This window comes from Clavibacter sp., assembly GCF_014802555.1.
In the GTDB taxonomy this organism is placed as follows: domain Bacteria; phylum Actinomycetota; class Actinomycetes; order Actinomycetales; family Microbacteriaceae; genus Clavibacter; species Clavibacter sepedonicus.
Genome location: NZ_JAAVCB010000108.1, coordinates 1 through 25,462 on the forward strand (window position 1 = coordinate 1; position 25,462 = coordinate 25,462).

The 25,462-nt window shown below is 73.4% G+C and carries 27 protein-coding genes and 2 pseudogenes; 16 read left to right on the forward strand and 13 right to left on the reverse strand.

All coding sequences use genetic code 11. The annotated features are described in order from the left end of the window. Positions 1–104: pseudogene (locus tag HDR73_RS11830) on the forward strand (IS481 family transposase); the annotation flags it as partial. A gap of 43 nt (positions 105–147) precedes the next feature. Here HDR73_RS11830 and HDR73_RS11835 read toward each other — a convergent pair. From HDR73_RS11835 to HDR73_RS11850, 4 genes are all read right to left on the reverse strand, one after another. Next, a complete protein-coding gene (locus HDR73_RS11835; protein WP_012300251.1) occupies positions 148–1,176 on the reverse strand; it encodes a LacI family DNA-binding transcriptional regulator in 1,029 nt (342 codons plus the stop codon). Positions 1,177–1,232: 56 nt separating this feature from the next. Next, positions 1,233–2,156 carry a carbohydrate ABC transporter permease gene (locus HDR73_RS11840; protein ID WP_012300252.1) on the reverse strand — a complete coding sequence of 308 codons (924 nt, stop codon included), beginning with the start codon at positions 2,154–2,156 and terminating at the stop codon, positions 1,233–1,235. Further along, positions 2,153–3,259: a carbohydrate ABC transporter permease gene (locus HDR73_RS11845; RefSeq protein ID WP_012300253.1), complete on the reverse strand. Its 1,107-nt coding sequence runs from the start codon at positions 3,257–3,259 to the stop codon at positions 2,153–2,155. The genes HDR73_RS11840 and HDR73_RS11845 overlap by 4 nt, the downstream gene beginning before the upstream one ends. A gap of 87 nt (positions 3,260–3,346) precedes the next feature. Further along, positions 3,347–4,666, reverse strand: a complete 1,320-nt coding sequence (locus HDR73_RS11850) for an ABC transporter substrate-binding protein (protein ID WP_012300254.1) — start codon at positions 4,664–4,666, stop codon at positions 3,347–3,349. 161 nt (positions 4,667–4,827) lie between these two features. On the opposite strand from HDR73_RS11850, the gene HDR73_RS11855 reads away from it, so the two are divergent. After that, positions 4,828–5,844 carry a Gfo/Idh/MocA family protein gene (locus HDR73_RS11855; protein ID WP_012300255.1) on the forward strand — a complete coding sequence of 339 codons (1,017 nt, stop codon included), beginning with the start codon at positions 4,828–4,830 and terminating at the stop codon, positions 5,842–5,844. A 136-nt stretch (positions 5,845–5,980) separates the two neighbouring features. Further along, entirely contained in the window at positions 5,981–6,532 is a 552-nt protein-coding gene (locus HDR73_RS11860; protein ID WP_012300256.1) for an NAD(P)H-dependent oxidoreductase, read from the forward strand. An 89-nt stretch (positions 6,533–6,621) separates the two neighbouring features. Here HDR73_RS11860 and HDR73_RS11865 read toward each other — a convergent pair. The 3 genes and pseudogenes from HDR73_RS11865 to HDR73_RS11875 form a co-directional block, all read right to left on the reverse strand. Further along, a pseudogene (locus HDR73_RS11865) lies at positions 6,622–7,797 on the reverse strand (zinc-dependent alcohol dehydrogenase). A 391-nt stretch (positions 7,798–8,188) separates the two neighbouring features. Continuing rightward, a complete protein-coding gene (locus HDR73_RS11870; protein ID WP_012300257.1) occupies positions 8,189–8,515 on the reverse strand; it encodes a hypothetical protein in 327 nt (108 codons plus the stop codon). A gap of 138 nt (positions 8,516–8,653) precedes the next feature. Further along, positions 8,654–8,977: a DUF7882 family protein gene (locus tag HDR73_RS11875; protein ID WP_012039605.1), complete on the reverse strand. Its 324-nt coding sequence runs from the start codon at positions 8,975–8,977 to the stop codon at positions 8,654–8,656. Positions 8,978–9,306: 329 nt separating this feature from the next. Between HDR73_RS11875 and HDR73_RS11880 the strand changes: the two genes are divergently transcribed. The 5 genes from HDR73_RS11880 (at position 9,307) to HDR73_RS11900 (ending at position 12,983) form a co-directional block, all read left to right on the forward strand. Beyond that, on the forward strand, positions 9,307–10,191 hold the full coding sequence (locus HDR73_RS11880; protein ID WP_012300258.1) for a manganese catalase: 885 nt from the start codon (positions 9,307–9,309) through the stop codon (positions 10,189–10,191). Positions 10,192–10,296: 105 nt separating this feature from the next. Continuing rightward, the gene (locus tag HDR73_RS11885) at positions 10,297–11,076 is read left to right on the forward strand and encodes an MBL fold metallo-hydrolase (protein WP_012300259.1); all 780 of its coding nucleotides are present in this window, start codon (positions 10,297–10,299) and stop codon (positions 11,074–11,076) included. After that, entirely contained in the window at positions 11,073–11,810 is a 738-nt protein-coding gene (locus tag HDR73_RS11890) for a histidine phosphatase family protein (RefSeq protein ID WP_012300260.1), read from the forward strand. Before HDR73_RS11885 ends, HDR73_RS11890 begins: the two co-directional genes overlap by 4 nt. Further along, positions 11,794–12,687, forward strand: coding sequence for an NAD(P)H-hydrate dehydratase (locus HDR73_RS11895; RefSeq protein WP_012300261.1), 894 nt, complete (start codon positions 11,794–11,796; stop codon positions 12,685–12,687). The genes HDR73_RS11890 and HDR73_RS11895 overlap by 17 nt, the downstream gene beginning before the upstream one ends. 92 nt (positions 12,688–12,779) lie before the next feature. Beyond that, complete coding sequence (locus HDR73_RS11900) at positions 12,780–12,983, forward strand: early set domain-containing protein (RefSeq protein ID WP_012300262.1); 204 nt, start codon at positions 12,780–12,782, stop codon at positions 12,981–12,983. A gap of 21 nt (positions 12,984–13,004) precedes the next feature. Here the strand turns inward: HDR73_RS11900 and HDR73_RS11905 are convergent, their stop codons facing one another. Continuing rightward, the gene (locus HDR73_RS11905) at positions 13,005–13,214 is read right to left on the reverse strand and encodes a hypothetical protein (RefSeq protein ID WP_106408698.1); all 210 of its coding nucleotides are present in this window, start codon (positions 13,212–13,214) and stop codon (positions 13,005–13,007) included. Positions 13,215–13,320: 106 nt separating this feature from the next. On the opposite strand from HDR73_RS11905, the gene deoC reads away from it, so the two are divergent. Next, entirely contained in the window at positions 13,321–14,043 is a 723-nt protein-coding gene (gene deoC, locus HDR73_RS11910) for a deoxyribose-phosphate aldolase (RefSeq protein WP_012300264.1), read from the forward strand. Next, complete coding sequence (locus tag HDR73_RS11915) at positions 14,043–15,338, forward strand: M18 family aminopeptidase (RefSeq protein ID WP_012300265.1); 1,296 nt, start codon at positions 14,043–14,045, stop codon at positions 15,336–15,338. The genes deoC and HDR73_RS11915 overlap by 1 nt, the downstream gene beginning before the upstream one ends. Before the next feature lie 108 nt (positions 15,339–15,446). Here HDR73_RS11915 and HDR73_RS11920 read toward each other — a convergent pair whose 3' ends face one another. Further along, the gene (locus tag HDR73_RS11920) at positions 15,447–16,160 is read right to left on the reverse strand and encodes a DUF305 domain-containing protein (protein ID WP_012300266.1); all 714 of its coding nucleotides are present in this window, start codon (positions 16,158–16,160) and stop codon (positions 15,447–15,449) included. A gap of 55 nt (positions 16,161–16,215) precedes the next feature. On the opposite strand from HDR73_RS11920, the gene HDR73_RS11925 reads away from it, so the two are divergent. The 3 genes from HDR73_RS11925 (at position 16,216) to HDR73_RS11935 (ending at position 18,211) form a co-directional block, all read left to right on the forward strand. Then, a complete protein-coding gene (locus tag HDR73_RS11925; protein ID WP_012300267.1) occupies positions 16,216–16,869 on the forward strand; it encodes a dienelactone hydrolase family protein in 654 nt (217 codons plus the stop codon). A gap of 97 nt (positions 16,870–16,966) precedes the next feature. Next, positions 16,967–17,386, forward strand: coding sequence for a DUF4383 domain-containing protein (locus HDR73_RS11930; RefSeq protein ID WP_012300268.1), 420 nt, complete (start codon positions 16,967–16,969; stop codon positions 17,384–17,386). Between the two features lie 123 nt (positions 17,387–17,509). Further along, positions 17,510–18,211 (forward strand): hypothetical protein, encoded by a 702-nt coding sequence (locus HDR73_RS11935; protein ID WP_012300269.1) that lies wholly within the window; start codon positions 17,510–17,512, stop codon positions 18,209–18,211. Between the two features lie 34 nt (positions 18,212–18,245). On the opposite strand, the gene HDR73_RS11940 is transcribed toward HDR73_RS11935, so the two are convergent. After that, on the reverse strand, positions 18,246–19,547 hold the full coding sequence (locus HDR73_RS11940; RefSeq protein ID WP_012300270.1) for an ATP-dependent DNA helicase: 1,302 nt from the start codon (positions 19,545–19,547) through the stop codon (positions 18,246–18,248). 133 nt (positions 19,548–19,680) lie between these two features. On the opposite strand from HDR73_RS11940, the gene HDR73_RS11945 reads away from it, so the two are divergent. Both HDR73_RS11945 and HDR73_RS11950 read left to right on the forward strand, forming a co-directional pair. Then, on the forward strand, positions 19,681–20,700 hold the full coding sequence (locus HDR73_RS11945) for a hypothetical protein (protein ID WP_012300271.1): 1,020 nt from the start codon (positions 19,681–19,683) through the stop codon (positions 20,698–20,700). Between the two features lie 115 nt (positions 20,701–20,815). Further along, a complete protein-coding gene (locus HDR73_RS11950; RefSeq protein ID WP_012300272.1) occupies positions 20,816–21,238 on the forward strand; it encodes a VOC family protein in 423 nt (140 codons plus the stop codon). A 23-nt stretch (positions 21,239–21,261) separates the two neighbouring features. Here HDR73_RS11950 and HDR73_RS11955 read toward each other — a convergent pair whose 3' ends face one another. Genes HDR73_RS11955 through HDR73_RS11965 form a run of 3 tightly spaced genes read right to left on the reverse strand, consistent with a single transcriptional unit; the run spans position 21,262 to position 24,264 of the window. Beyond that, positions 21,262–22,125, reverse strand: coding sequence for an ABC transporter ATP-binding protein (locus HDR73_RS11955; RefSeq protein WP_012300273.1), 864 nt, complete (start codon positions 22,123–22,125; stop codon positions 21,262–21,264). A 19-nt stretch (positions 22,126–22,144) separates the two neighbouring features. Continuing rightward, complete coding sequence (locus HDR73_RS11960) at positions 22,145–23,209, reverse strand: FecCD family ABC transporter permease (RefSeq protein ID WP_012300274.1); 1,065 nt, start codon at positions 23,207–23,209, stop codon at positions 22,145–22,147. Continuing rightward, the gene (locus HDR73_RS11965; protein ID WP_012300275.1) at positions 23,206–24,264 is read right to left on the reverse strand and encodes a FecCD family ABC transporter permease; all 1,059 of its coding nucleotides are present in this window, start codon (positions 24,262–24,264) and stop codon (positions 23,206–23,208) included. The genes HDR73_RS11960 and HDR73_RS11965 overlap by 4 nt, the downstream gene beginning before the upstream one ends. A 102-nt stretch (positions 24,265–24,366) precedes the next feature. On the opposite strand from HDR73_RS11965, the gene HDR73_RS11970 reads away from it, so the two are divergent. Then, positions 24,367–25,371, forward strand: coding sequence for an iron-siderophore ABC transporter substrate-binding protein (locus HDR73_RS11970; RefSeq protein ID WP_012300276.1), 1,005 nt, complete (start codon positions 24,367–24,369; stop codon positions 25,369–25,371). Positions 25,372–25,462 lie beyond the last annotated feature (91 nt).

The following is a 25,462-nucleotide window of genomic DNA, read 5'->3' on the forward strand; positions in this document are numbered from 1 at the left end:
ACCGGGCCGACGCGCTTGACCCCTTCATCGAGCACTACAACACTGAACGGATCCACTCGAGCCACGGGCTCACGCCCGCGGCCCGAGTGTCACCAACGTCATGACCCAGTACAGCTAGCAGCACCGGCGACCGCAGCCCGCCGCGCCTCAGCTGCTCTGCCGCACCACCAGGGTGGTCGGCATGAGCGTCAGCGGCTCCACTGTCTCCCCCGCCACCAGCCGCACCAGCACCTCGGCCATCTTCCGGCCGAACTCCTGGTTGGGCTGGCGCACGGTGGTGAGCGGCGGCACGGCGGACTTCGCGAAGTAGTCGTCGTCGAAGCCCACCACCGCCACGTCGTCGGGCACGCGCAGCCCGTGCTCGCGCAGCTCCGCGTAGACGCCCGCGGCCATCTGGTCGCTCGCCGCGAAGACGCCGTCGATGGGCTCGCCGCGCGCGAGGAGCGTGCGCATCGCGTCGGCGCCCGACGCCGGCGAGAAGTCGCCGTACGCGACGAGCGTCGGATCCAGCCCCGCCCCGGTCATCGCCTCCCGGAACCCGCGCAGCCGGTCGATCCCCGCCGGCATGTCCTGGCGGCCGGCCACCGACGCGATGCGCGTCCGACCGCGCGAGATCAGGTGCTCGGTCGCGGCCTTCGCGGCGCCGACGTTGTCGACGTCGACGGTGGGCGCCTCGCGGTCGTCCTGTCGCAGCGGCCGACCGGCGAACACGACGGGCAGCCGGTCGCGCATGCCGCTGAAGGTGGCGTCGCCCGAGTGGTGCGACACCACGAGGACGCCGTCGACGTTCCCCCCGAGCAGGAACCGCCGGGTCTTCTCGGCCTGCGCGGGCGAGGAGATGAGGAGCGTGAGCGTGTACTCGGTGGCGGCCAGGTGCGCCATCGCGCCCTGGATCAGCGCCGAGAAGAACGGATCCGCGAACACCCTGGCCGTCTGCTCCGGCATCACGAGCGCCAGCGCGTTCGTGCGGCGCCCGGCGAGCGAGCGTGCCGCGCGGTTGGGCACGTAGTTGAGCGTGGCGATGGCCGCGTTGACGGCGGCGACGACGTCGGGTGCGACCCGGTCGGATCCGTTCACCACCCGCGAGACCGTGGCCCGGCTGACCCCGGCGAGCGCGCCGACCATCTCGAGGGTGGGCGGGTGCTGCTCGGCGTCGGCGGCCACGGTCCCCCTCATGTCGGTGCTCGTCGGATCAGGCGCGGCGTGGATCAGGACGAGTGTACGGGCGGCCCCTACCCCTTCACCGCGCCCGCCATGATCCCGGATATCAGCTGCCGTCCGGCCACCACGAACAGGACCAGCAGCGGCAGCGTCGCGAGCACCGCGCCCGCGAGCACGATCGAGTAGTCGACGTACCTGGCCGACTGCAGCTGGCTGAGCGCCACCTGCAGCGTCGGGTTCTGCGGCACGACGAGCAGCGGCCACAGGTAGTCGGTCCAGGCCGTCATGAAGGTGAACAGGCCGAGGATCGCCATGGCCGGCCGGGCCGCGGGCACCCCCACGTGCCAGAAGGTGCTGATCATCGACGCGCCGTCCATCCGCGCCGCCTCGATGAGCTCGGTCGGGATCACGTCCACCAGGTACTGCCGCATGAAGAAGACGCCGAACGCCGTCACCAGGGTCGGCACCACGACGGCGCCGAGCGTGCCGGTCCAGCCGAGCTGCTTCATCATCATGAACAGCGGGATGATGCCGAGCTGCGTGGGCACGGCGAGCGTCGCGATCACGAAGACCATGAGCCCCTCGCGGCCGCGGAACCGGAGCTTGGCGAAGGCGTATCCGGCCAGGGTCGAGAAGGTGATGACCGAGACGCTGATCACGGTCGACACGATCACGCTGTTCATCAGCGCGAGCCAGAACGGCACGGTGCCCACGACCTCGGACACGTTGATCCAGAACCGACCGCCCGGCAGCAGCGACGGCCAGGTGTCGGTGAGCGCCGACTTGTCGCTGGATCCCATGACGACGGACCACCACAGCGGATACGCGCCGCCGATGAAGACCGCGAGGATCAGGCCGTAGGCGAGGAATCCGGGACGGCGGTCGATGCCGGTGCCGCCGCTCGGTCGGCGCCGGGGCGCGCGGTCGCGGCCGGCGGGCGGGCGCCCGGAGGCGGTGCCGGCTGACGCGGCGGGACGGGTGACGGTGGCGGTCATGATTCGCGCTCCTCGGGAAGGACGGTGTCGGGCGCCTGCGGCACGCTGGTCGCGCCGGGCGCGGGGGCCGCGGGCTGGGCGCGGAACCGGGTGATGGCCCGGCGGGTGCGGCGGGCGGATCCCCGCGCCTCCACCCCCGCGATGCGCCGCGACAGCCAGAAGTTGAGCAGCCCGATGAGCACGATGAGGAGGAACAGGATCCACGCCACCGCGCTCGCCTTGCCGAAGTCCTGCCGGTTGAACGCGAGGTCCCAGAGGTAGAGCACGGTCGTCTGGTACTGCCGCTGCGGCCCGCCCGGCGTGGAGCTCGCGGCGTTGAACAGCTTGGGCTCCGTGAATATCTGCAGGCCGCCGATGGTGGCCGTGATGATCACGAAGACGAGCGTCGGACGGATGCTCGGCACGGTGATGGAGAAGAACCGCCGCACGGATCCTGCGCCGTCGAGCGCGGCAGACTCGTGCACGTCGCGCGGCACGGCCTGCATGGCCGCGAGGAGGATGAGCGCGTTGTACCCGGTCCAGCGCCAGTTCACCATCGTCGCGATGGCGAGGTGCGACGGCAGCGTCTCCGTCTTCCACATGACCGGGTCGAGCCCGATCTCGGTGAGCAGGTTGTTCACGAGCCCGTACCTCTCGCCGAACATGCTGCTGAAGATGATCGCGACCGCGACCGGCGTGACGATGTACGGGAGGATCACGCTCATGCGCCAGAACGTCTTCGCCCGCAGGTTCTGGTCGAGGATCGCCGCGATGGCCGCCGCGACGGCCAGCTGCGGCACCGTCGACAGCAGGAAGATGCTGAACGTGTTGTAGACGGAGTTCCAGAACAGCGGATCCGCGAGCTCGACCGCGTAGTTCTCGAACCCGATCCAGTCGCCCGCCCCCGTCAGCAGGTTCCAGTCGTTGAGCGACACGACGAACGTGTAGGCGAGCGGGAACAGGCCGACCAACCCGAAGAGCACGAAGAACGGCGCCACGTAGAGGTACGGCGAGTAGCGGAAGTCCCACGTGGCGAGCCTCTGGCGCCACGTCGGCGGTGCGGGCTCCCGCGGCGGCAGCGCGCGGGGTCGGGGCGGCGCCGGTGGGCGCAGGGTGGTCGTCATCGGTCCTTCTCTCGAGCGTCAGGGACGGGGTGCGGGCGCTGTGGCGCCCGCACCCCTCGGGTGGGCGGTCCCCCGACCGCCCGGCTCCTACTGCTCGACCAGCTGCCCGAGCAGGGTGATCGCGTCGGCCCACGACTTCTTGCCGTCGGACTTGCCGGCGTCGAGCGCCTGGATGGAGGGGCCGAAGACCTGCTCCTGGATGACCGAGTCGTCCGGCCCCTTGTACTGCGCCTTCACGCCCTCGGCACGCGCAGCGAGGATCGTGCCCACGGGTGCCTCGTTGAAGAACGTCGTGAGCTCGCTCGGCCCGGTCACGCCCTCCGAGGACTGCGCCTCGACGGCGCTGGGGAACGTGCCCGCGGACTGGAAGGCAGCCGACTGCTGCTCCGGCTCGGTGAGCCACGCGGCGAGCTCCGCGGCCTCGGCCGGGTGCTTCGAGCTGGTCGGCACGGTCAGGAACGAGCCGCCCCAGTTGGCGGATCCACCGGGGAACACGTCCGCGAAGTCCCAGCCGGTCGTGGCGTCGCCGCCCGCGGACTCGGCGTTGCCCTTCAGCGTGCCGAGCATCCATCCCGGGCAGACGAAGGTCGCGAAGGACCCGTCGGTGAACGCCTTGCCGCCGCCCCAGTCCCATGCGGTCTGCGCGTCGGAGAGGCCGGCGCCCGCGCCGTCGGCGACCTTCTGCCAGAGCGCCTCGAGGTCGGCGTTGCCCTCGACGTTGAGCTCGCCGTCCTTCGTGTAGTAGCCCTCGGCCTGCTGGTTGACCATGGCGTTCCAGATGAAGCCGGACTGGTCGTACCAGGACTTGCCCGTGGCCGCCTTGTACTGCTTGCCGACCTCGAAGTAGCGGTCCCAGGTGGCGTCCTCGCCGCCGAAGAGCGTCGCCACCTCGGCGCGGTCGGTGGGCAGGCCCGCCTCGGCGAAGAGCTTCGAGTTGTAGCAGAGGCCCTCGGGCCCGATGTCGGTGCCGTATCCGATGACACGGCCCTCGGGATCCGTGGCCTGGTCGTACTTCCACGGGACCCAGCGGTCCTTGACGTCCTCGATGCCGTGGTCGCGGAGGTCGGTGAACGAGTCGGAGACCTGCATCACCTTGCTGAGCCCCCCCTCCTCGACGGCCTGCACGTCGGGGAGCCCCGCCCCGGACGCCTGCTTGGTCTGCCAGTCGATGAGCGCGTTGCCGCCCGTGTCGATGTTGGTCGCCTTGATGGTGACGCCCGGGTGCGACGCCTCGTACTGGGCGTAGAGCTCGTCGAAGCCCATCTTGTTGAACGTCGTGACGGTGAGCGTGATGTCCCCGCCGTCGGATCCTCCCGCGCCGCCGGAGCTGCATCCGGTCGCGAGGAGGGCGATGACCGCGGCGCCGGCGATGCCGGCGGCCGCGCGCGTTCGTGCTGTGTTCGTCAAAGGTCACTCCCTTGTGCCTGTCGGACGTCGGTGCTCTCGCTGTAAGCGCGCTCTCACGCCGTTCGGCAGACCATATGCAGCCCTCCTCGGCCCTGTCAAGGGCCGCGCGCGCTTCCGTGGAAGCGCTCTCACGGCAACCGGGCACCGCCTAGGCTCGATACATGTCGACGACGATGCCGCCCGCCCCCGCCCGCCCGCCCGACGGGGACGACGCCGGCCCCGTCCGGTTCGACGTGATCGGGGCCGCCGGCATCGCGACCTCGGTCGTCCCCGACATGCTGCTCGTGCCCGGCATCGAGGTCGTCGCCGTGCACTCCCGCACCCGCGCGAGCGCCGAGGATCTGGCCGCGACGCACGGCATTGCGCGGATCCACGACACCCTCGACGCGCTCCTCGCCGACCCCGAGGTGGACGCCGTCTACGTCGCCACCCCGCACACGCTCCACCGCGCGCAGGCGGAGGCCGCCCTCCGCGCCGGCAAGCACGTCGTCTGCGAGAAGCCCGCCACCACCACGGCCGCCGACACCCGCGCCCTCGTCGACCTCGCCCGCGCCGAGGGCCTGCTGTTCCTCGAGGCGCTCTGGATGGCGTTCTCCCCCGGCTACCTCGCTGTGCGCCACGCCATCGCGGACGGCCGCATCGGGGATCCGCGCGCGATCTCCGTGGCCTTCGGCTTCGTCACCGAGCCCGGGAAGGGCCGCCTCTGGGACCCGGAGGTCGGCGGCGGCACGCTGCTCGACATGGGCGTGTACCCGCTCGCCTTCGCGCACGGCCTGTTCGGCACGCCGTCGTCGGTCGCGGCGGTCGGCACCGTGATCGACGGCGGCGTCGACACCGAGGTCGCGATCCTGCTCGGCTGGCCCGACGGGCGGCACGCGACGCTCGCCTGCTCCCTCGTCGCCGCGCTCCCCACGGGCGCGACCGTCAGCGGCACGGCCGGCCGCATCGAGGTGGATCCGCTCTTCCTCGCCTCCCGCGCACTCACGGTCGTGCCCGCCGACGGGGATCCGGAACGGCAGGAGCACGAGATCGAGGGCCGCGGCTACGTGCCCATGTTCCGGGCGGCGCGCGACGCGATCCGCGCGGGCGCCGTCGAGTGCGCGGAGATGCCGCACGCGGAGTCCGTCGCCCTCGCCGAGCTGATGGACGGGATCCTCGCGGACATCGGCGCGCGCTGACCGACGCCGGCCGGGAGGCGCACGTCCGGGAAGACGTCAGAGGGCGCTCGTTAGGGTCGGAGAGGAGGCACGCGCCTCCGCCCTGCGGCACGTCGACGGAGACGATCCGACCGGAACGACCCCGAAGGAGAACACCATGACGCACGTCCTCGTGCTCGTCGGCAGCCTGCGCTCAGGCTCCACCAACCAGCAGATCGCCGAGGCGGCGGTGCGCCACGCCCCCGCCGGGGTGACCCTCGACATCCACGCCGGCCTCGACCGGCTCCCCTTCTACAACGAGGACGTCGACGTCGAGGGATCCGTGCCCGCCGACGCCGTGGCCTTCCGCGACGCCATCGCCGCGGCCGACGCGCTCCTCGTCATCACGCCCGAGTACAACGGCACGATGCCCGCCGTGCTGAAGAACGCGATCGACTGGGCCTCGCGCCCGTTCGGCGCGTCGGCCCTGGCCGGGAAGCCGACCGCGGTGATCGGCAGCGCCTTCGGCCAGTACGGCGGCGTCTGGGCGCAGGACGAGGCTCGCAAGGCCCTCGGCATCGCCGGCGCGCACGTGCTCGAGGACGTCAAGATGGCCATCCCGGAGTCGGTCGTCCGCTTCGCCGAGCGCCACCCGGCGGACGACGCCGAGGTCGTGGCGCAGCTCCGCGAGGTGCTCGACGCCGTGAGATCCTCGGCGACCGCAGCCTGAGACCACCCTCGACGGGGGCATCGCACCCCGAGCACCACGACGGCCGCGCCCCCGAGGGGACGCGGCCGTCGTCGTGCCAGCCCGGGAGGCTACGGCTTCAGCACCACCTTGATGCAGCCGTCCTCCTTCTTCTGGAAGATCTCGTACATGTGCGCGGCCTCGCTGAGCGGCACGGAGTGCGTGACGAGGTCCATGACGCCGAGCGGGTCGGCCGGGTCCTCGACGAGGGGCAGCAGGTCCTCGATCCATTACTGGACGTTGCACTGGCCCATGCGGATCGCGATCTGCTTGTCGAAGAGCGACTTCATGGGCAGCGGGTCAGCCTCGCCGCCGTAGACGCCCGAGATGGAGACGGTGCCGCCGCGGCGGACCGCGTCGAATGCCGTGTGCAGGGCCGCGAGGCGGTCGACGCTCGCTGTGTCCATGACCTTCTTCGCGATGCCGTCGGGCAGGAGGCCCGCGGCCTTCTGGGCGAAGGACGCGGCGGGGCTGCCGTGCGCCTCCATGCCGACCGCCTCGACCATGGCGTCGGGCCCGCGGCCGTCGACCATCTCGCGCAGCTTGTCGGGCACGTCGTCGGTGAGGTCGAGGGTCTCGACGCCGTGGCGCTCGGCCATGGCGCGGCGCTCGGGGACGGGATCCACCGCGATGACGCGGTAGCCCAGGTGCTTCCCGATGCGGGCCGCGAACTGGCCGACGGGGCCGAGGCCCATGACGCCGAGCGTGCCGCCCTCGGGCACGTTCGCGTACTGCACGCCCTGCCAGGCCGTGGGGAGGATGTCGCTGAGGAAGAGGTAGCGCTCGTCCGGCAGCTCGCCGTTCACGACGATCGCGTTGGCGTCGGCGAGCGGCATGCGGAGGCGCTCGGCCTGGCCGCCGGGGATGGATCCGTACATCTCGCTGAAGCCGTACAGCGCGGCACCGCTGCCCTGGGCCTTGACCTGCGTGGTCTCGCACTGCGTGAAGAGGCCGCGGTCGCACATGAAGCAGTCGTGGCACGCGATGACGAAGGGGACGACCACGCGGTCGCCGACCTTGAGCTTCGTGACGGCGCTGCCGACCTGCTCGACGACGCCCATGTTCTCGTGGCCGAGCACGTCGTCCTTGTCGAGGAACGGCCCGAAGACCTCGTAGAGGTGGAGGTCGGATCCGCAGATCGCCGTCGACGTGATGCGGATGACGGCGTCGGTGTCCTGCTCGATCACGGGGTCGGCGACGTCCTTGACCTCGACGTCGTGGATGCCCTGCCAGGTGAGTGCCTTCATGGTGCTCCTTCTGCTCTCGGGCGCGGATCCTCGTGGGACACGCGCTCATCCAGACAACGCCCTGCGGGGCTGTCCGCCAAGCGAAGGTCAGGCCGCGTCCAGTCAGCGGCGACATCCGGGCGCGGCGACGGGCGTGCGGTGCCCGCGGCGCGACGGGAGAGGCGGCGCACGCCGCTCAGACGATCCGCCCCGGTGAGTCGGTCGTCCACGACACGACCGATCCGGGGCGGATCTGGAGGGCCGGTGATGCGGTCCGGACTGCATAGGAGGACTCTCGACAATCCTCAAGCGCCCGAGCCCGCTGCGGCCTCGTGCGGTCAGTGTGCTCCCCACGCGGGGAAATGCCCAGTCCCCCGTCATGACTCCCGGCGGACATGCGGGAACGGCCGGCTCAGATGTCCCAGCCGTGCGCGCGCTGCACCGCGCGGAGCGCCTCGGCGGCGTCGTGCTCGCCGTAGGGGACACGATCCCAGTGGATGCCGGCCGTGGAGATCCAGCCGAGCTCGGTGAGGGCGGCCGCGAGGTCCTCGATGTAGAGGGCGACAGCCTCGTCCGCGCCGCGGATGGCGTCGCCCGTGATGGACCAGCCGAAGTAGCCGGCGACGAAGCGGGCCTGCTCGGTCGGGCTGCGGTCGGGACCCTCGCGCCGGTCGGGGAGGGCCTCGCTCTCGGACGACTGGACCAGGTCGCCCATGTCGTCGGTGCCGGTGTCGTGCATGGCGTCCCCTCCGAGGTCACGCGCGCGCGCGACATCGGTCTCCAGGATGTCAGCCGCGCGCGCACGACCCCAATGGGACGGAGGGGGTTGACATGGGCGCCCGTCGGCGCGTAAGAGCGGAGGGGGCTCCGCTCGAGGTCAGCGCGCGTCGTCGCGCGGCTCGTCCTCGGGGGGCTCCCGCATGATGAGCAGGCCGCCGGGGCTGTTCGCCGTGGTCATGAGCGCGTCGACCCACTTGCGGTTGATGGGCGGCACGCGGCTGCCGTGGTACTTGAACACCAGCGGCAGCGAGTTGTGCATCCAGATGGTCGTGCGCCCGTCGCCCACCTCGACGTCGTCGCGCCAGGAGAAGTAGAAGTTCTCCCCGCGTCGCAGCTTCGCGCCGATGACGAGCTGCAGATGAGCGAGCAGGCGGTCGTCGAACTCCGCCGTCAGCGTCGAGTCGTATTTGAACGTCCCCATGATCGATCCCGTGTTCCCCTCATGAGCTCTCGGGCCCCGCGCCGACGGAGAGGGGGCCAGAGAGCGGCGCTGAGCTTCGGCCGTGCCCACCCACTATGCCAGCGTTGTCGGCGATTTCCGGCTCGTGCGGGAGACCCGTGGGCATGTGGTAGTGGGAAGCACCCCGCGAGGGGTCGTCGCGGGGATCGGATCCCGCCGGCCGACGCGCCCGGCACGACGTGCCCGGCGCGTGTCAAGGGGGTAGGCGCTCTGGACCCCACCGGCGGACGGTCTATGGAGATCCGCGGTCGCTCCCGACCGCGGCGCCGACGACGAGGAGAGACCCCTCCATGTTCTTCCACAAGCAGGCCCTGCAGCACGAGGCCACCCCCGACAAGCCCGACCCCATCTACGCGCGCCACCTCCAGGAGGTGCTCGGCGGACAGTACGGCGAGATCTCCGTAGCCATGCAGTACGGCTTCCAGTCCTGGAACTCGAAGCTCCCGGGCAAGTACCGCGACATGCTCTACGGCATCGGCGCGGAGGAGTTCGGCCACGTCGAGATGCTCGCCATCATGATCGCCAAGCTGCTCGAGACGGCGCCCGTCGAGGCGACCGAGGACGCGATGAAGGACCCGACCCTCGCCGCGGTCATCGGCGGCGGCGACATCCAGCACGCCATCGTCGCCGGCGCGGGCGCCCGCCCGGTCGACGCGAACGGCAACCCGTGGTCGGGTGCCTTCGTGACCGCGAGCGGCAACCTCCTCGCCGACTTCCACGCCAACGCCAACGCCGAGATGCAGGGGCGGATCCAGGTCGCCCGGCTCTACCACATGACCGACGACAAGGGCGTGAAGGACCTCCTCTCCTTCCTCCTCGCGCGCGACACCATGCACCAGAACCAGTGGCTCGCCGCGATCGCCGAGCTGCAGGCCGAGGGCACCGAGACCCTGCCCGTGCCCGGCGACTTCCCGGTCGCGCTCGAAGAGCAGGAGGTCTCGTACCAGTACCTCAACTTCTCCGACGGCCCCGCCGCATCCGAGGGCACGTGGGCGTCCGGCCCGACGCCCGACGGCAAGGGCACGTTCACGTACCACGACGGCCCGACCACCTCGGTGCCGATGCCCGCCCCGCCGATCGGCAACCCGCTCCTGCACGGCACCATCCCGGCCAAGGACCCGGGCCTGCTGAAGAAGGCGGCCTCGGCCGTGAAGGACGCCGTCACCCCCGAGTGACCCGCGGTGCACGACCGGGCGGCCGACCCAGCACGGGTCGGCCGCCCGCCGCGGTCCGGCCGCACCCGGTCCGGCCGCCCGCACTCCCCCGACGAAGAGGAACGCATGATCCGCACCGGCACCCCGCCCCGGCCCTCGTGCCCCGTGCTCACGCGCGACGTGGCCCCGGGCGTGCACCTGCTCGCCCACGCGTACGTGAACCTGTACCTGATCGAGGGCGACGACGGGATCACGGTCGTCGACACCGCGTTCCCCGACACCTGGCCGCACCTGCTGCGCGCGCTCCACGCGATCGGCCGCACGCCCGACGACGTGCGCGCCATCGTGCTGACGCACGGCCACTTCGACCACGTCGGATCCGCCGCCCGCGCCGCCCGCGAGCTCGGCGTGCCCGTGCACGTGCACCCGGACGACGCGCGGATCGCCCGCCACCCCTACTCCTACCGCCGTGAGCGCACGCCCTTCGCGTACCCGCTCCGCCACGGGCGCGCGATCCCGGTGGTCGCCGCCATGGCCGCGGCCGGCGCCCTGCGCGTGGAGGGCGTGGACGCCGTGGCCGACGTCGCCGCCGGCCCCCTCGACGTGCCCGGCCGTCCCGTCGCCATCCCGACCCCCGGCCACACGGACGGCCACGTCGCGCTCCACCTGCCCGACCGCGACGCGCTCATCACCGGGGACGCGCTCGTGACCCTGGACCCGTACACGGGCCGCACCGGCTGCCGCATCGTCGCGGGCGCCGCCACCGCGGACAGCGGCCGGGCGCTCCGCTCCCTCCTCGCGCTCGAGGAGACCGACGCGCGCATCGTGCTCCCCGGCCACGGCGCGCCCTGGACCAACGGGATCCGCGCCGCCGTCGCCGCCGCCCGCGCCGTGGGCCCGTCGTGACCGCCCTCACCGAGCTGTGGCTCGTGCGCCACGGCGAGAGCACCGCGAACGTGGCGGCGAGCCGGGCGGACCGCGACGGCGACGAGGTGATCCGGGTCGACCACCGCGATCCGGACGTGCCGCTCTCCGACGTCGGGAAGGCGCAGGCCCGCGCCCTCGGCCGCTGGCTCGCAACACGGTCGGACGCGCCCACGACCGTGTGGACCTCGCCCTACCTCCGCGCGCGCAGCACGGTGGCGGTCGCGCTGGGGGAGGCGCGCATCGACGCCGAGGCGCGGCCGGACGAGCGGCTGCGCGACCGGGAGCTCGGGATCCTCGACCTGCTCACCGCCCGCGGCGTCGCTGCGCGCCACCCCGACGAGGACGACCGCAGGCGCTGGCTGGGGAAGCTCTCCTACCGGCCGCCGGGCGGGGAGTCGTGGGCCGACGTGGCGTTGCGCATCCGCTCGTTCCTGCAGGACCCGGAGGTCGCATCCGCCGACGGCCGCGCCCTCATCACCACGCACGACGCCGTGGTCATGCTCTTCCTCTACGTCGGCCTGGGGCTCACCGAGGCCGAGCTGCTCGCCTTCCAGGCGCAGCACACCGTGGCGAACGCGTCCGTCACGATCCTCGAGCGGTCCGCCCCGCGCGGCCCGTGGACCCTCCGGGTCTTCTCGGCCACGGAGCACCTCGACGGGCAGGGCGCCCCCGTCACCGAGCACGGAGGAGAACCCGATGACCGACGGCGATGACGCACGGCCCGACGGGTCCGCCCAGGTGGTGACCCCGGCGGCGCTGCGCGACTGGGCGCTGCCCGCGGCGACCGGATCCAAGTACGGCCGCGGCCAGGTCGTGGTCGTCGGCGGGGCCCTCCGCTCCCCCGGTGCGGCCATGATCGCGGGCCTCGCCGCCCTGCGCGTCGGCGCCGGCCGGCTCACGCTCGCGGTGGGCGCGTCGGTGGCCACGGAGGTCGCGGTGGCGGTGCCCGAGAGCGGCGTCGTCCCGCTCGAGGAGACGGCCGACGGCCACGTGCGCGGCGCGGGGATCCGCGCGGCCGAGGATGACATCGCCTCCGCCGACGCCGTGCTCCTCGGCCCGGGCCTCGACGACGCGGACGGGGCCGAGCGGATGGTGCGCCTGCTCGCGACCCTCGTCCCCGATGACGCGGTCGTGGTGCTCGACGCCTTCGCCCTGGGCGTGCTGCCCGCATGCCGGGAGTCGGCCGCCCACTTCGCCGGGCGGCTGGTGCTCACCCCGAACTCCTCGGAGGCGGAGCGGCTGCTCGGCCGCGAGGCGGGCGACGACGCCGTGGCCGACGCGCGTGAGATCGCCCGGGAGTACCGGGCGGTCGTGACGATGGGCGGTGTGGTGGCCGCCCCCGACGGGCGCGCGTGGACGATCGGCGCGGGCGGAAGCGGGCTCGGCACGTCCGGATCCGGCGACGTGCTCGGCGGCGCGGTGGCCGGCCTCTGCGCGCGCGGCGCGGATCCGGCGCAGGCGGCCGTCTGGGCGACGCACGCGCACGCCGCGGCCGGGGATCGGCTCGCGGTGCAGGTGGGTCCGCTCGGCTACCTCGCAGGCGAGCTGCTCGTGGAGCTGCCACGCGTGCTCGTGGAGCTGCAGGCGTGATCCGCTCCCTCCCCAGCGCCCCACGCTCGGGCATCGGCTGGGGATCCCGGCCCGGCCCGGTCGTCGCGGGCCGACGGTCGTAGGGTCGGACCATGACCGATTCCACGTACACCGCCCAGCTCGTCGGCCCCGAGGGGACCGAGGAGACCGAGGTCGAGCTCATCAACGGGGAGCCCGTGAAGAGCTTCGTCCGCGCCACCTCGCTCAGCGAGGAGGAGCAGGTGTGGGAGCTCGACCCCGACGCCGACGGGTACGTCTATCGTCCCGCGGGCATCCCGGGAGCCGACTACTCCTGATCGGCGGGGGCGGCAGCGGTCCTACGGCAGCAGGATCGGCAGGCAGCAGAGCACGCTGACGGCACCGGCACCGATCGCCGCCAGGGTCCACGGCAGGGCCGGCCGCGCGAACAGCTGCGCGCGGCCCATGCCGCGCTCGCGTGCGCTGAGCAGCCCGCCGACGCACAGCAGCACCCCGCTGGTCAGGATGGCGGCGAGCGCCACGAGCAGCAGGGCGAGCGTCGGATCCATGTCCACGGTCGAGAGGCTATCGGCGGGGCGCGGCGACGGCGGCCGGCCGAGTTGCCCCGTCTGCCCCCGCCGTAGGATCGAGGTCCCGCACGACGTGAGGAATCCCATGAGCACCAGCCCGTCCACGCCCGCGACCGACACCGCCGCGATCGCCCGCATCATCGACCACACGCTCCTGAAGCCCGAGGCCACGCGCGACGAGGTCGCCGCGCTCGTCGCCGAGGCCGTCGAGCTCGGCACCTACTCCGTGTGCGTCTCGCCGTCGATGCTGCCGCTCGAGCTGCCGGCGGGATCCGACCTGAAGGTCGCGGTCGTCTGCGGCTTCCCGAGCGGCAAGCACCACAGCGAGGTCAAGGCCGCCGAGGCCGCGCTCTCAATCCGCCAGGGCGCCGACGAGATCGACATGGTGATCGACGTGGGCGCCGCCCGCGAAGGCCGCTTCGCCGACGTCGAGGCCGACATCCGCGCGGTCCGCGAGGCCGTGCCCACGCCCGCCGTGCTCAAGGTCATCATCGAGTCGGCCGCGCTCGACGACGACCAGATCGTGGCCGTCTGCACCGCGGCCGTCGCCGCCGGCGCCGACTTCGTCAAGACCTCCACGGGCTTCCACCCCACCGGCGGCGCGACCGTGCACGCGGTCGAGCTGATGAGCCGCACGGTCGACGGCAAGGCCGGCGTCAAGGCGTCCGGCGGGATCCGCACCTACGAGACCGCCGTGCAGATGATCGAGGCGGGGGCCACGCGCCTCGGCGTCTCGGGCAGCGCGGTCGTGCTCGCGGGCCCCGTGCAGACGCCCGAGAACGGCGCGCTCGGATCGAGCGGCTACTGATGCCGACAGACCGCCGCGCGCACCTCGCGGACATCGGCCGCTTCATCCAGGCCTCGCCCTCCTCGTTCCACGCGGCCGAGGAGGGTGCGCGCCGGCTCGAGACCGCGGGCTTCACGCGCCTCGACGAGCGCGACGCGTGGCCGACCGGCTCGGGGAAGCGGTTCATCGTCCGCGACGGCGCGCTCCTCGCCTGGATCCAGCCCGCCGGCGCGCACGCCACCACGCCCTTCCGCGTGCTCGGCGCCCACACCGACTCCCCCGGCTTCAAGCTGAAGCCGAAGCCCACCATCGGATCCGACGGCTGGCTCCAGGCCGGCGTCGAGGTCTACGGCGGCCCGCTCCTCAACTCCTGGCTCGACCGCGACCTCGAGCTCGCCGGCCGCCTCGTCACGCGCGACGGCCGCCGCCACCTCGTCCGCACCGGCCCGCTCCTGCGCTTCCCGCAGCTCGCCGTCCACCTCGACCGCGGCGTCAACACCGACGGGCTCCGGCTGGATCCGCAGCGCCACACGAGCCCGATCCTGGGCACGGGCTCCCCCGCCGACGCCGACGTGCTCGGCCACCTGGCCGGCCTCGCCGGAGTGGCGGCGGACGACGTGCTCGGCTATGACGTGGGCGTCGCCGACACCCAGGCGCCCGGATCCCTCGGCCTCGCGGGCGAGCTCTTCGCCGCCGGCCGGATGGACAACCTCAGCTCCGTCCACGCGGGCCTCGCCGCCCTGCTCGAGCTCGCCGGCACCGCCGACGACGACCCGGACGCGCCCGTCGCGGTGCTCGCCGCCTTCGACCACGAGGAAGTCGGATCCGCTACCCCGTCGGGCGCCGCCGGCCCCGTCCTCGAGGACGTGCTCGGGCGCATCTCCGCCGGCCTCGGCGCCTCGTCCGAGGAGCGTCGCCGCGCGTTCGCCTTCTCCTGGTGCCTCTCCGCCGACGCCGGCCACGCCGTGCACCCCAACTACCCGGACCGCCACGACCCGGCGAACCGGCCGGTGCCGAACGGGGGCCCGCTGCTGAAGATCAACGCGAACCAGCGCTACGCGACCGACGGCGTCGGCGCGCGCGAGTGGGCCCTGGCCTGCGAGCGCGCGGGCGTCCCGTTCCAGGAGTTCGTCTCCAGCAACGCGGTGCCGTGCGGCTCGACCATCGGCCCGATCACCGCGACGCGGCTCGGGATCCGCACGGTCGACGTGGGGATCCCCCTGCTCTCGATGCACTCGGCTCGCGAGCTGTGCGGCGCCGACGACCCGGGGCACCTCGCCGCCGCAGCCGCCGCGTTCCTCCGCCCGGCCGCCTGACCCGCGGCACGACCCGCGCCGCACGACGCTCGCCGCACGACGCTCGCCGCACGACCGAGGGCCCGACGCGTTCCGCGCCGGGCCCTCGGTCGTGGAGTGCGCCGGGGATCAGCCCCCGTACGACGCGAGCAGCGCGCGCATCTTCGTGAGCTGCTCGCCCTGGGACGCCGCCATGGCACCCGCCAGCTCGAGCGCCTCGGTCGAGGTGCCGAGCTGCGACTCCCCGTGGGCCAGCTCGATCGCGGCCTGGTGCCGGGCGATCATGCCCTGGAGGAACAGCCGGCCCGCGTCCGTGCCGCTCGACGCCCTGAGCACCTGCAGCTCGGAGTCGAACGCCGTGTCGCTCATCGCCTCGATGTCGGCCTCGGACGCGGCACCGTCGGTCGTGCCGCCGGCGCTGCCGTCCTCGGATCCGCTGCTGGCCGACACCCCGCCCGCCTCGTCGCGGTCCTCGGTGCCGTTCGCGCCGGATCCGCCCTCCTCGCCCGACCACTCCTCGGCGAGCTCCGCGAGCGTCCGGGACTGCGGGCCCTGCTCGTCGCGGATCTGCGCGGCCAGCTCCCCGGCGCCCGGCGGCAGGTCGCGCACCTGGAGCGCGGCGACGGCGAGCTCGACGGATCCGGCGGCGTGGTCGCCCATCTCCTCGGCGAAGGAGAGGTCGGCGCGGTTCCAGCCCTGCGACTCCGTCTCGGAGGGGGCGGCCGCGTCGGCGCTCGGGCTGGCGTCGGCGTCGGGCGTGCGCGGCGGGGTGGAGCAGCCGGCGAGCGCGGCGGCGATGACGATGGCGGTCGTGGCGGCAGCGAGCCGGTTGCGGTATCCCATGCGACGATCCTCCTCCACGGCGCGGCGTCGGAGGGGCCGACTGTAGGTTCTCCCCATGCCCGAGATCGTCGACCTGCCGCATCCCGGCGTCACCCTCGAGTTCGGCGACCCCGGCAGCCCCGTGGTCGTGCTCGTCCACGACGACCACGGCCGCCTCCCCTGGCTCGACCAGTACGCGCTCGCCCTCGCCCGCGCGGGCTTCCACGTGCTCGTCCCCGACCTCTACGACGGCCGCGCCACCCTCGACGACGCGCTCGCCGAGGGGCTGGCCGCCCAGCTCGACGTGGGGTTCGCGCTCGGCACGATCCGCGACGGCATCGACTCGGCGCGCGCCCGAGGATCCCGGCGCGTCGGCCTCGTCGGCTTCGCGCCCGGCGGCTGGCTCGCGCTCCTTGAGGCGCAGGACGGCGGCGCCGACGCCGTGGTCGCCTACTGCGCGAGCCTCGGCCCCCAGGAGCACGGCGTCATCCCGTGCGCGGTCCTCCTCCACCTCGCCGAGCACGACGACTGGATCGACGACCAGCGACCCGAGGCGTTCATCGGCCGGCTCCGCGAGCACGGCACGCCCATCACCTCGCACACCTACCCCGGCACGACCCCCGTGTTCCCCAACGCGAGCCTCCGCGACCGCATGGATCCCGACGCCGCGGCCCTCGCCTACCGCCGTACGGAGGCGTTCCTCCGCGAGCACCTGGCAAACGGGTCCTGATCCAGTAGCGCCTGCGCACCAAACCGGTCGCTTAGGCGGTACGAATGTAAGGAGCCTGGGAACGCCCCGGCTCTTCCCTACCAGTGGAGGCACCATCATGAGCTCATCCCCGAACCGCCTGCTCGGCACCGCATTCGGCGCCGTGTACGTCCTCGTCGGCCTTCTCGGCTTCCTGTTCCCGCCGCAGAGCGGGGGCTTCTTCTCCTCCGACGGCGGCCTGCTGCTCGGGATCTTCATGGTGAACCCGTTCCACAACGTGGCCCACCTGCTCATCGGCGCGGCCCTCCTCATCGGCGGCCTCTCCAGCGTCGCGTCGGCCAAGGCCGTGAACTCCACCATCGGATTCGCGTACCTCGCGCTCGGCATCGTCGGCTTCTTCCTCGTGAACACTGACTTCAACATCCTCGCGCTCAACACCGCGGACCACTTCCTGCACCTCGGCAGCGCCGTCGTGCTGCTGATCGTGGGCCTCGGCGCCGAGAAGGGCGTCCGCAACCGCGCCGCCCGCGCCGCTTAGGCAGCGCCACCGCCGCGCCGCTGCACCGGGCGCGTCACGCATCACCGCACGACAGCACCACCCGCACGACAGCACGCAGCACCGCACCACCCGCGGCGCCCGGGACGACGAAGGGACCAGCACGTGTCACTGCTCATCCGCCACTGGCTGGCCCTCGCCGCCCTGGGCGCCGCGCTCATCCACCTGGCCGTCGGCGCGGGATCCCCGCCCGCGGCCATGGTGGCACTCCTCCTCATCGGCCTCGCCGAGGGCGCGTGGGCCGTCGCGGCCCTCCGCTCCGACCGCCTGCCGGTCCCCGGCTGGGCCGCCCTCGGCGCTCTCGTCCCGGTCGCCGGCTGGGCCCTCCTCGTGACGGCCGCGGTCGTCATGTCCGCCCCCGGCATCACCAGCGACCTGCCCGTGATCCCCATGCTCGCCGCGACCCTGCTCGACCTCGTGGTCGCCGCGGTCGTCGGCCGCCACCTCCGCTCGCATGCCGAGTCCGAGGCCCTGGCCGTGTGCACGGCCGTCGAGGCCACGTTCCCGGCCGACGCCGCGCTCGTCGGATCCGGCGCGCCGCTCCCGTCCCCCGCCGCACCCGCCGCACCCGTCTCCGCCGCGCTGCCGGCCTCCGCCGCCGGCACGCCCTCCACCGCCACCGCCGAGGCGGATCCCGAGCGCACGGGCGGCCGCTACCTCGCGGGCGTGCTCGTCGGCGCCTTCGTCGTCGCCGGCCTCGTGACCCCCGCACTCTCGCTCACGCGCGCCGGCGAGTTCGCCGTGCCGCACGGCCAGCACAGCTCCATCGACCTCGACGGCATCCAGGGCGAGCACTCCGGCCACTGAGCCGGTCGGCCGGCCCGCAGCACGCGGACCCGGGTCAGCTCGCGGGCGCGACCGACGGCGTCACGCGGATCCTGGTCGCCTCGCTCATGAACCGCCGCACGTTCTCGTCGACGATGATGTCGCCCGGCCGCAGCGGCCGCGTGAGGAACAGCCCGTCGATGTCGGTGATCCGGCTGAGGGCCACGTAGGTCTGGCCGGGGCTGAAGACGCGCGCGCCCAGGTCCACGATCGCCCGGTCGTACGTCTTCCCCTGCGACTTGTGGATGGTGACGGCCCACGCCAGCCGCAGCGGGAACTGCGTGAAGTCGGCGACCACATCGCGCCGCAGCTGCTTGGTGGTGGGCGAGTACGAGTACTTGTGCTTCTCCCACGTGACCGGCTCGACCTCGTGCACGACGCCGTCGAGCTCCACGTACACGTTGGTGTCGATGCGCGTGACGACGCCGACGGATCCGTTCACCCAGCGCTGGTCGACGTCGTTGCGGAGGAACATCACCTGCGCGCCGATCTTGAGGTCGAGCTTCTCGTCGGCCGGGTAGGTGCGCCCGCCGAAGTCGCCCGTGACGTCGGCGGTGGCGGTGAGCGAGCGGCCGGGCAGGCGCTTGAGGGCCTCCGCGTTGATCCGGTTCACGGTGTCGTTGCGCGTCGCGAGCGTGATGGCGCCGTCGGTGGGCGCGGGGCGCGCGCCGGCCGCGTTGAGCACGCCCGCGATCTCCGCCGTGACGCGCCCGTGGCGCACGGCGTTGAGCATCTCCTTGAACGCCTCCTCATGCTGCCGGTGGATCTCGGTGAGCTCGTAGATCCGCAGCTGCGCCTCCTCCCACACCTTCGCGTCGAAGAACCACATGGAGCGGTAGCGGTCGGCGAAGTAGGCGCGCTCGTCGCCGTCGCCGGGCACGGGGGCCAGCTGGTACGGATCCCCGAACAGCACGACCTGCACGCCGCCGAACGGCACGTCCTTCTTGTGGCGCGCCTGGCGGAGGCTGCGGTCGATGGCGTCGACGAGATCCGCGTTGACCATGGAGACCTCGTCGATGACGAGCGTGTCGATGGTGTTGAGGAGCTTCCGCAGCTCGCCGGTCTGCTCGATCTCCTCGTCGGCGATGACCCCGATGGGCAGCTTGAACAGCGAGTGGATGGTCTGGCCGCCGACGTTGAGCGCCGCGACGCCCGTGGGCGCGCAGATCACGATCTGCTTCTCGGTGTTCCACGACAGGTGCGTGAGGAGGGTCGACTTGCCGGTGCCGGCGCGGCCCGTGACGAAGATGTGGTCGCGCGTGCCCTCGATGGCCTGGAAGACCGCGGCCTGCTCCGGGGAGAGGGGGACCGTGCTCACGCGGGGCTCCTGGCGGGTCGGGGACGGGAGGGTGCGCGGATCCGCGGCCGCTGGTGCCGCGCAGATGCGCACTCGAATCTACCCCGGCGCCCGGCCGCGGAGGCGTCGATGCCCCGCCCGTAGGATGATCCGCATGCCGAGCCCCGCCGTCGACGCGCGCGGGGAGCTGCGTCGGGCGGTCCTCGTGTGGTCGCTGCTCGCGGCGCTCCTGGTCGGGGCGTTCCTCGGCACCGTCGCGTCGCTCAACCAGGGCACCTTCAGCGCCCACGGCTTCGTGCGCTCCTACCTCGACGCCCTCGCGCGCGAGGACAGCCGCGACGCGCTCTCCGCTCCCGGCGTCGTGCTGCCGGACACGGGGAGCCGCGCCCTCCTCGACGCCCGCGCGCTGCCCGGCCTCGCCGACGTGGAGCTCGTGTCCGACGAGCCCGCGGGCGACGGCGAGCGCGCGGTCACGTACTCCTACACGCTGCCGTCGGGGCCCGGATCCACCGAGTTCCTGGTGCGCGAGACCCCCGCCGCCCTCGGCCTCTTCGCGCGGTGGGAGTTCGCGACGAGCCCGGTCGCGGCGATCGACCTCGAGCTGCGGCACGCGGCGACGTTCACGGCCAACGGGCTGGCCGTATCGGCGACGCCCGGGGGCGAGGCTGCCGAAGGCGCCGGATCCACGTACCTCGTGCTCGCGCCCGCGTCCCTCGCGCTCGACCACGCATCCGAGTACCTCCAGGCCGAGGACGCGGAGGTCGCCGTGACCGAGCCGGGCAGCGTCGTGCCGGCCCGCGTCGACGCCGAGCCCACCGACGACCTCGTGGCGTCCGTGCAGTCCGAGGTCGAGTCCTACCTGACGCAGTGCACGACGCAGGCCGTGCTGTACCCGTCGGGCTGCCCGTTCGGGAAGACGATCCGCGACCGGATCACCGCGCCGCCCGTGTGGAGCATGACGGCCATGCCCGAGATCACCCTGCAGCCCGCGAGCGACGACCCCGCCGACCTCGACTGGGTCGTGCCGTCGACGGTCGGCACCGCGCACATCAAGGTGCCGGTCCGCTCCCTGTACGACGGCAGCGTCAAGGACCTCGACGAGGACGTGCCGTTCAGCGTGAGCTGGCGGGTCAGCGTGGACGAGACCTCGGGCGTGCGGATCCAGGGCCTCTAGCCGCTCCCGGCACCCTCCCCCCGCGTCACGGTGCGGTGCGGGGGCGGCCGGGCCAGGATCGGGACGCAACAGGGTCCGTGCGACCGCGGGGATCCGTCACCCGAGGAGCGCCCCCATGTCCGCGACCATGAACCCGTACCTGTCCTTCCGCGACCAGGCGGCCGACGCGCTCCTCTTCTACCAGGGGATCTTCGGCGGCGAGGTCGAGACGACCACGTTCGGCGATGGCGGCATGGCCACGGATCCGGCCGAGGCGGACAAGGTCATGCACGGCCAGCTGACCTCCGGCGCGGGCTTCGTGCTCATGGCGTCGGACACCCCGGCCGCGATGGGCGTGCCGAGCGGATCCGCCATCACGCTCTCGCTGTCGGGCGACGACGCGGACGTGCTCGGCGGTTGGTGGGACGCGCTGACGGCCGACGGCACGATCGTGCTCCCGCTGGAGCCCGCGCCGTGGGGCGATCGGTTCGGCATGTGCACGGACCGCTTCGGGATCGACTGGATGGTGTCGATCAGCGCGCCGCCGGCCGCCGCCTGATCCGGTCGGCCGGGTCGCCCGGCTCAGGCCCACCGGCCTCCGCTCGGGACGATGAGCGGCGTGTGCGAGACGGGGTCGTCGATCACCAGGCACGGGAGGCCGAAGACCTCCTCCACCAGCTCGGCCGTGACGATGTCGCGCGGGGCGCCCGACGCGACCACGCGGCCGTCCGCCATCACGATGAGGTGGTCGGCGTAGCGCGCGGCGTGGTTGAGGTCGTGCAGCACGGCGACGATGGTGCTGCCGTCGCGGTGCAGGTCGGCGAGGAGGTCGAGCAGCTCGATCTGGTGGGCGATGTCGAGGAACGTCGTCGGCTCGTCGAGCAGCAACACGGGCGTCTGCTGCGCGAGCGCCATCGCGACCCACACGCGCTGGCGCTGGCCGCCGGAGAGCTCGTCGACGTGGCGGTCCGCGAGGTCGGCGACGCCCGTCGCGGCCATCGCCTCCTGCACGGCGTCCTCGTCGGTGGACGTCCACTGGCGGATGAGGTTCTGGTGCGGGAACCGGCCGCGCGCCACGAGGTCGGCCACCGTGATCCCCTCGGGCGCGATGGCGCTCTGCGGCAGGAGGCCGACGATGCGCGCGACCTCCTTCGCACGGTAGGAGCCGAGCGGCCGGTCGTCGAGGAGCACGCCGCCCGCGGTCGGCGCGAGCAGGCGCGACAGCGCGCGGAGCAGGGTCGACTTCCCGCACGCGTTCGGGCCGACGATCACGGTGAACGAGCGGTCCGGCACGGACACGTCGAGCTGCTCGGAGATCACCCGCCGGTCGTAGGAGAGCGTGACGCCCTCGGCGCGGAGACGCGGGGCGCCGGTCGCTGCCGACGCGGTGGGCGCGGCGGCCGCGGGCGCGCGGGTCTCGGTGTCGTCCACGGGTGGATCTCCCATCGGGTCGGGGGCGGGGGCGTCAGGCACGTCGGGACGCCTCGCGGATCAGCAGCGCGATCAGGTAGGCGCCGCCGACGACGACCGTGACGATGCCCACGGGCACCGTCCCCGGCAGCGCGTGCTGGGCGGCGAAGTCCGCGGCGAGCAGCAGCAGGCCGCCCGTGAGCGCGGCCGGCACGAGCGGCAGGCCGGCGCTCCGCGTGAGGCGGCGGGCGATCTGCGGGGCCGCGAGCGCGACGAACGCGATCGGCCCGGACGCGGCCGTCACGACCGCGGTGAGCGCGACGCCGAGGATCAGCAGCGCGAGCCGCGTGGGCTCGGCCCGCACGCCGTGGGCGCGCGCGGCGTCGTCGCCGAGCTCGAGCTGCCGCAGCGGCGCGGAGAGCAGCAGGATCGCGGGCGCCAGCACGAGGAGGGCGACGAACGCCGGCAGCGCGCGGTCCCAGCCGACGAGCGCGAGGGATCCGGCGCCCCAGATCGACGCGGCCATCGCGACCTCGGTGCCCGCCTTCAGCAGCAGGAACGTGTTGACCCCGTGCAGCACGGCCGTGACGGCGATGCCCGTGATGATCAGCCGGAACCCCTGCACGCCGCCACGGTACGCGAGCAGGTACACGACGAGCGCCGTGCCGAGCCCGCCCGCGAGCGCCCCGATCGCCGTGGGCAGGAAGGTCGCGCCCGCCAGCGTCGTCACGATGAGCGCGCCCGTGTAGGCGCCCGTCGAGAAGCCGATGACGTCGGGCGATCCGAGCGGGTTGCGCGTGAGCGACTGGAACACGGCGCCGGCGACCCCGAGCGCGGCGCCGAACGCGGCGAGCACGCGCGGGAGGCGCCACTCGAGCACGATGGTCGACGCGAACGAGCCGTCGGGGAGCAGCATCGCGCGGATCACCTCGGGCACCGTCAGCGGGAAGTCGCCGGTGCCGAGCGCCACGAGCGCGAGGGCGAGGATCGCGACGGCGAGCGCCGCGCCCACGAGCACCTCGCGGCGCTGCAGCCGGATGCCGACGACGGGCAGGCGTACGGTGCCGGGAATGCGCGCGGCGGGGCGGCGGCCGGCGTCGGCGCGGGCGCGCGCGCTCACAGCCCCGCCGCCCTCTGTCGGCGGACGAGGAGGATCAGCACGGGCGCGCCCAGCACGGCCGTCACGATCCCGGCGGGCAGCTCGGCCGGGCGCAGCACGACGCGGCCCACGATGTCGGCGCCGAGCAGGAGCACGGGCGCGAGCACGATCGTGTACGCGAGGATCCAGCGCTGGTCGGGCCCCACGATCCAGCGCGCGATGTGCGGGATCATCAGCCCCACGAACGCGATCGGCCCCGCCATCGCGGTCGCCCCGCCCGCGAGCAGCGTCACGGCCACGACGGCCACGGCCCGCACGACGACGACGTTCGCGCCGAGCGAGCGCGCGAGGTCGTCGCCGAGCGCGACCGCGTCGAGGCTCCGGGCGATGAGGGCGGCGAGCATCACGCCCCCCGCGAGGAACGGCGCGACCGGCAGGAGGGCGTCCCAGCCGCGGTCCTGCAGCGAGCCCGACTCCCACGCGCGCATGGCGCTGAAGCCCTGGGGGTCGGCCAGGAGCATCCCCGAGGTGATGCCCGCGAGCACCGCGCCGAGGGCAACGCCGGCGAGCGTGAGGCGCACGGGATCCCCGCCGCCGCGCCCCGCGGATCCGACGACGTAGACCACCACGGCCGCCACGAGTGCCCCCGCGAAGGCGAACCAGATGTAACCGCTCACGGCGGTCACGCCGAGCACGCCCGTCGCGATGGCGACCGCGAACGCCGAGCCGGCGGTGACGCCGAGGATGCCGGGATCCGCCAGCGGGTTCCGCGTGACGGCCTGGATGAGCGCGCCCGCGACCCCGAGCGCGAGCCCCGCGGCCAGGCCGACGAGGGTGCGCGGGACGCGGAGGTCGAGGATCACGACGAGCTCGGCCGGATCGCGCGGCCGCCCGGCGAGCGCGTCGACGACGGCGCCGAGCGGGATGTCGCGCGACCCCACGGCGACGCTCGCCAGGCACGCGAGCACGAGCACCCCGAGCGCGAGCAGCAGGCCCGCCGAGCGCGTGAGTCCGCTCCGCGCCCGGCCCTCGGGGGCGTCGGGGGCGGAGGCGCGCGCGAGGACCCGGAGCGACATGGCCCCGTCAGCCTACCGTGCCGTTAGGTTAGGCTCCCCTTGCCTGACGGGATCCACACCGGCCCGTCAGCCCGCACCCGAACACCCGAGAGGCCCCGCAACATGAGGTTCCCCACCACCGGCTCCGCCCTCGTCGCGCTCACCGTCGCGACGCTCGCCCTCACCGGATGCACCGCCTCCTCCGACCCCGGCGCCTCCGCCCCGCCCGCGTCCGGATCCGCGACCGGCGCCTTCCCCTCGACCGTCGACACGAAGTTCGGCGCGGTCACCGTGCCGAGCGAGCCGAAGCGCGTCGTCGCGCTCGGCTGGGGCGACGCGGAGACCGCGCTCGCGCTCGGCGTGCAGCCCGTCGGCGCGTCCGACTGGCTCGGCTTCGGCGCCGACGCGGACGGCGTCGGCCCGTGGGCGCAGGGCCTCTACACGCAGAAGCCGCAGATCATTGAGACCCTCGAGCCGTCCTACGAGGCGATCGCGGCGCTCACGCCCGACCTCATCCTCGACACCAAGGGATCCGGCGACCAGGACCGCTACGACCGCCTCTCGCAGATCGCCCCCACCATCGGCGTGCCCGAGGGCGCCGACAGCTACCTCACCGACATGGACGACCAGGTCGACATGATCGCCGAGGCGCTCGGCCGCGAGGACCAGGGCGACGCCCTCCTCGACGCGGTCGACACGCGCTTCGACGCGGTCGCGGCCGCGCACCCGGACTGGAAGGGCAAGACGGCCACCGCCGCCACCAAGACCAGCGAGGGCTGGGGCGCCTACGCCGAGGGCAGCGAGCGCGTCGCGTTCCTCGAGCGCCTCGGCTTCGAGCAGAGCCCGACCATCGCGGGGATCCCCGTCAACGCCGGCGGCTTCTCGGTCGACGTCTCCTCCGAGCAGCTCGACCTGCTCGACGCCGACGTGATCGTGGCGTTCCCGATCTTCATCGACAAGTCCGTCATCACCGACGACCCGCTGTGGCAGGCGATCCCCGCGGTCGCGGCCGGCCACTCCATCGTCCTCGACGGCGACGTCTCGTCGGCCTACTCGATCGGCACCACGCTCTCCACCGGCTACGCGCTCGACCAGCTCGTGCCGCTGCTGGAGACCGCGACGAGCTGATCCGGATCCGCACCCCGAGCACCCGCACCGCCCCCGTCCCCGCCGCCGCCGGCGTCGCCTGGATCGCCGCCGCCGTCGTCTACGTCGGCAC

Excerpts from the sequence above, each read along its gene's own strand:
- HDR73_RS11855 (WP_012300255.1), top strand. The coding sequence starts at position 4,828 with ATGTCGACGACGATGCCGCCCGCCCCCGCCCGCCCGCCCGACGGGGAC.
- HDR73_RS11840 (WP_012300252.1), bottom strand. The coding sequence starts at position 2,156 with ATGACCGCCACCGTCACCCGTCCCGCCGCGTCAGCCGGCACCGCCTCC.
- HDR73_RS11875 (WP_012039605.1), bottom strand. The coding sequence starts at position 8,977 with ATGGGGACGTTCAAATACGACTCGACGCTGACGGCGGAGTTCGACGAC.
- HDR73_RS11930 (WP_012300268.1), top strand. The coding sequence starts at position 16,967 with ATGAGCTCATCCCCGAACCGCCTGCTCGGCACCGCATTCGGCGCCGTG.
- HDR73_RS11845 (WP_012300253.1), bottom strand. The coding sequence starts at position 3,259 with ATGACGACCACCCTGCGCCCACCGGCGCCGCCCCGACCCCGCGCGCTG.
- HDR73_RS11870 (WP_012300257.1), bottom strand. The coding sequence starts at position 8,515 with ATGCACGACACCGGCACCGACGACATGGGCGACCTGGTCCAGTCGTCC.
- HDR73_RS11900 (WP_012300262.1), top strand. The coding sequence starts at position 12,780 with ATGACCGATTCCACGTACACCGCCCAGCTCGTCGGCCCCGAGGGGACC.
- deoC (WP_012300264.1), top strand. The coding sequence starts at position 13,321 with ATGAGCACCAGCCCGTCCACGCCCGCGACCGACACCGCCGCGATCGCC.
- HDR73_RS11915 (WP_012300265.1), top strand. The coding sequence starts at position 14,043 with ATGCCGACAGACCGCCGCGCGCACCTCGCGGACATCGGCCGCTTCATC.
- HDR73_RS11835 (WP_012300251.1), bottom strand. The coding sequence starts at position 1,176 with ATGAGGGGGACCGTGGCCGCCGACGCCGAGCAGCACCCGCCCACCCTC.
- HDR73_RS11925 (WP_012300267.1), top strand. The coding sequence starts at position 16,216 with ATGCCCGAGATCGTCGACCTGCCGCATCCCGGCGTCACCCTCGAGTTC.
- HDR73_RS11950 (WP_012300272.1), top strand. The coding sequence starts at position 20,816 with ATGTCCGCGACCATGAACCCGTACCTGTCCTTCCGCGACCAGGCGGCC.
- HDR73_RS11895 (WP_012300261.1), top strand. The coding sequence starts at position 11,794 with ATGACCGACGGCGATGACGCACGGCCCGACGGGTCCGCCCAGGTGGTG.
- HDR73_RS11945 (WP_012300271.1), top strand. The coding sequence starts at position 19,681 with ATGCCGAGCCCCGCCGTCGACGCGCGCGGGGAGCTGCGTCGGGCGGTC.
- HDR73_RS11905 (WP_106408698.1), bottom strand. The coding sequence starts at position 13,214 with ATGGATCCGACGCTCGCCCTGCTGCTCGTGGCGCTCGCCGCCATCCTG.
- HDR73_RS11880 (WP_012300258.1), top strand. The coding sequence starts at position 9,307 with ATGTTCTTCCACAAGCAGGCCCTGCAGCACGAGGCCACCCCCGACAAG.
- HDR73_RS11885 (WP_012300259.1), top strand. The coding sequence starts at position 10,297 with ATGATCCGCACCGGCACCCCGCCCCGGCCCTCGTGCCCCGTGCTCACG.
- HDR73_RS11920 (WP_012300266.1), bottom strand. The coding sequence starts at position 16,160 with ATGGGATACCGCAACCGGCTCGCTGCCGCCACGACCGCCATCGTCATC.
- HDR73_RS11970 (WP_012300276.1), top strand. The coding sequence starts at position 24,367 with ATGAGGTTCCCCACCACCGGCTCCGCCCTCGTCGCGCTCACCGTCGCG.
- HDR73_RS11965 (WP_012300275.1), bottom strand. The coding sequence starts at position 24,264 with ATGTCGCTCCGGGTCCTCGCGCGCGCCTCCGCCCCCGACGCCCCCGAG.
- HDR73_RS11860 (WP_012300256.1), top strand. The coding sequence starts at position 5,981 with ATGACGCACGTCCTCGTGCTCGTCGGCAGCCTGCGCTCAGGCTCCACC.
- HDR73_RS11955 (WP_012300273.1), bottom strand. The coding sequence starts at position 22,125 with ATGGGAGATCCACCCGTGGACGACACCGAGACCCGCGCGCCCGCGGCC.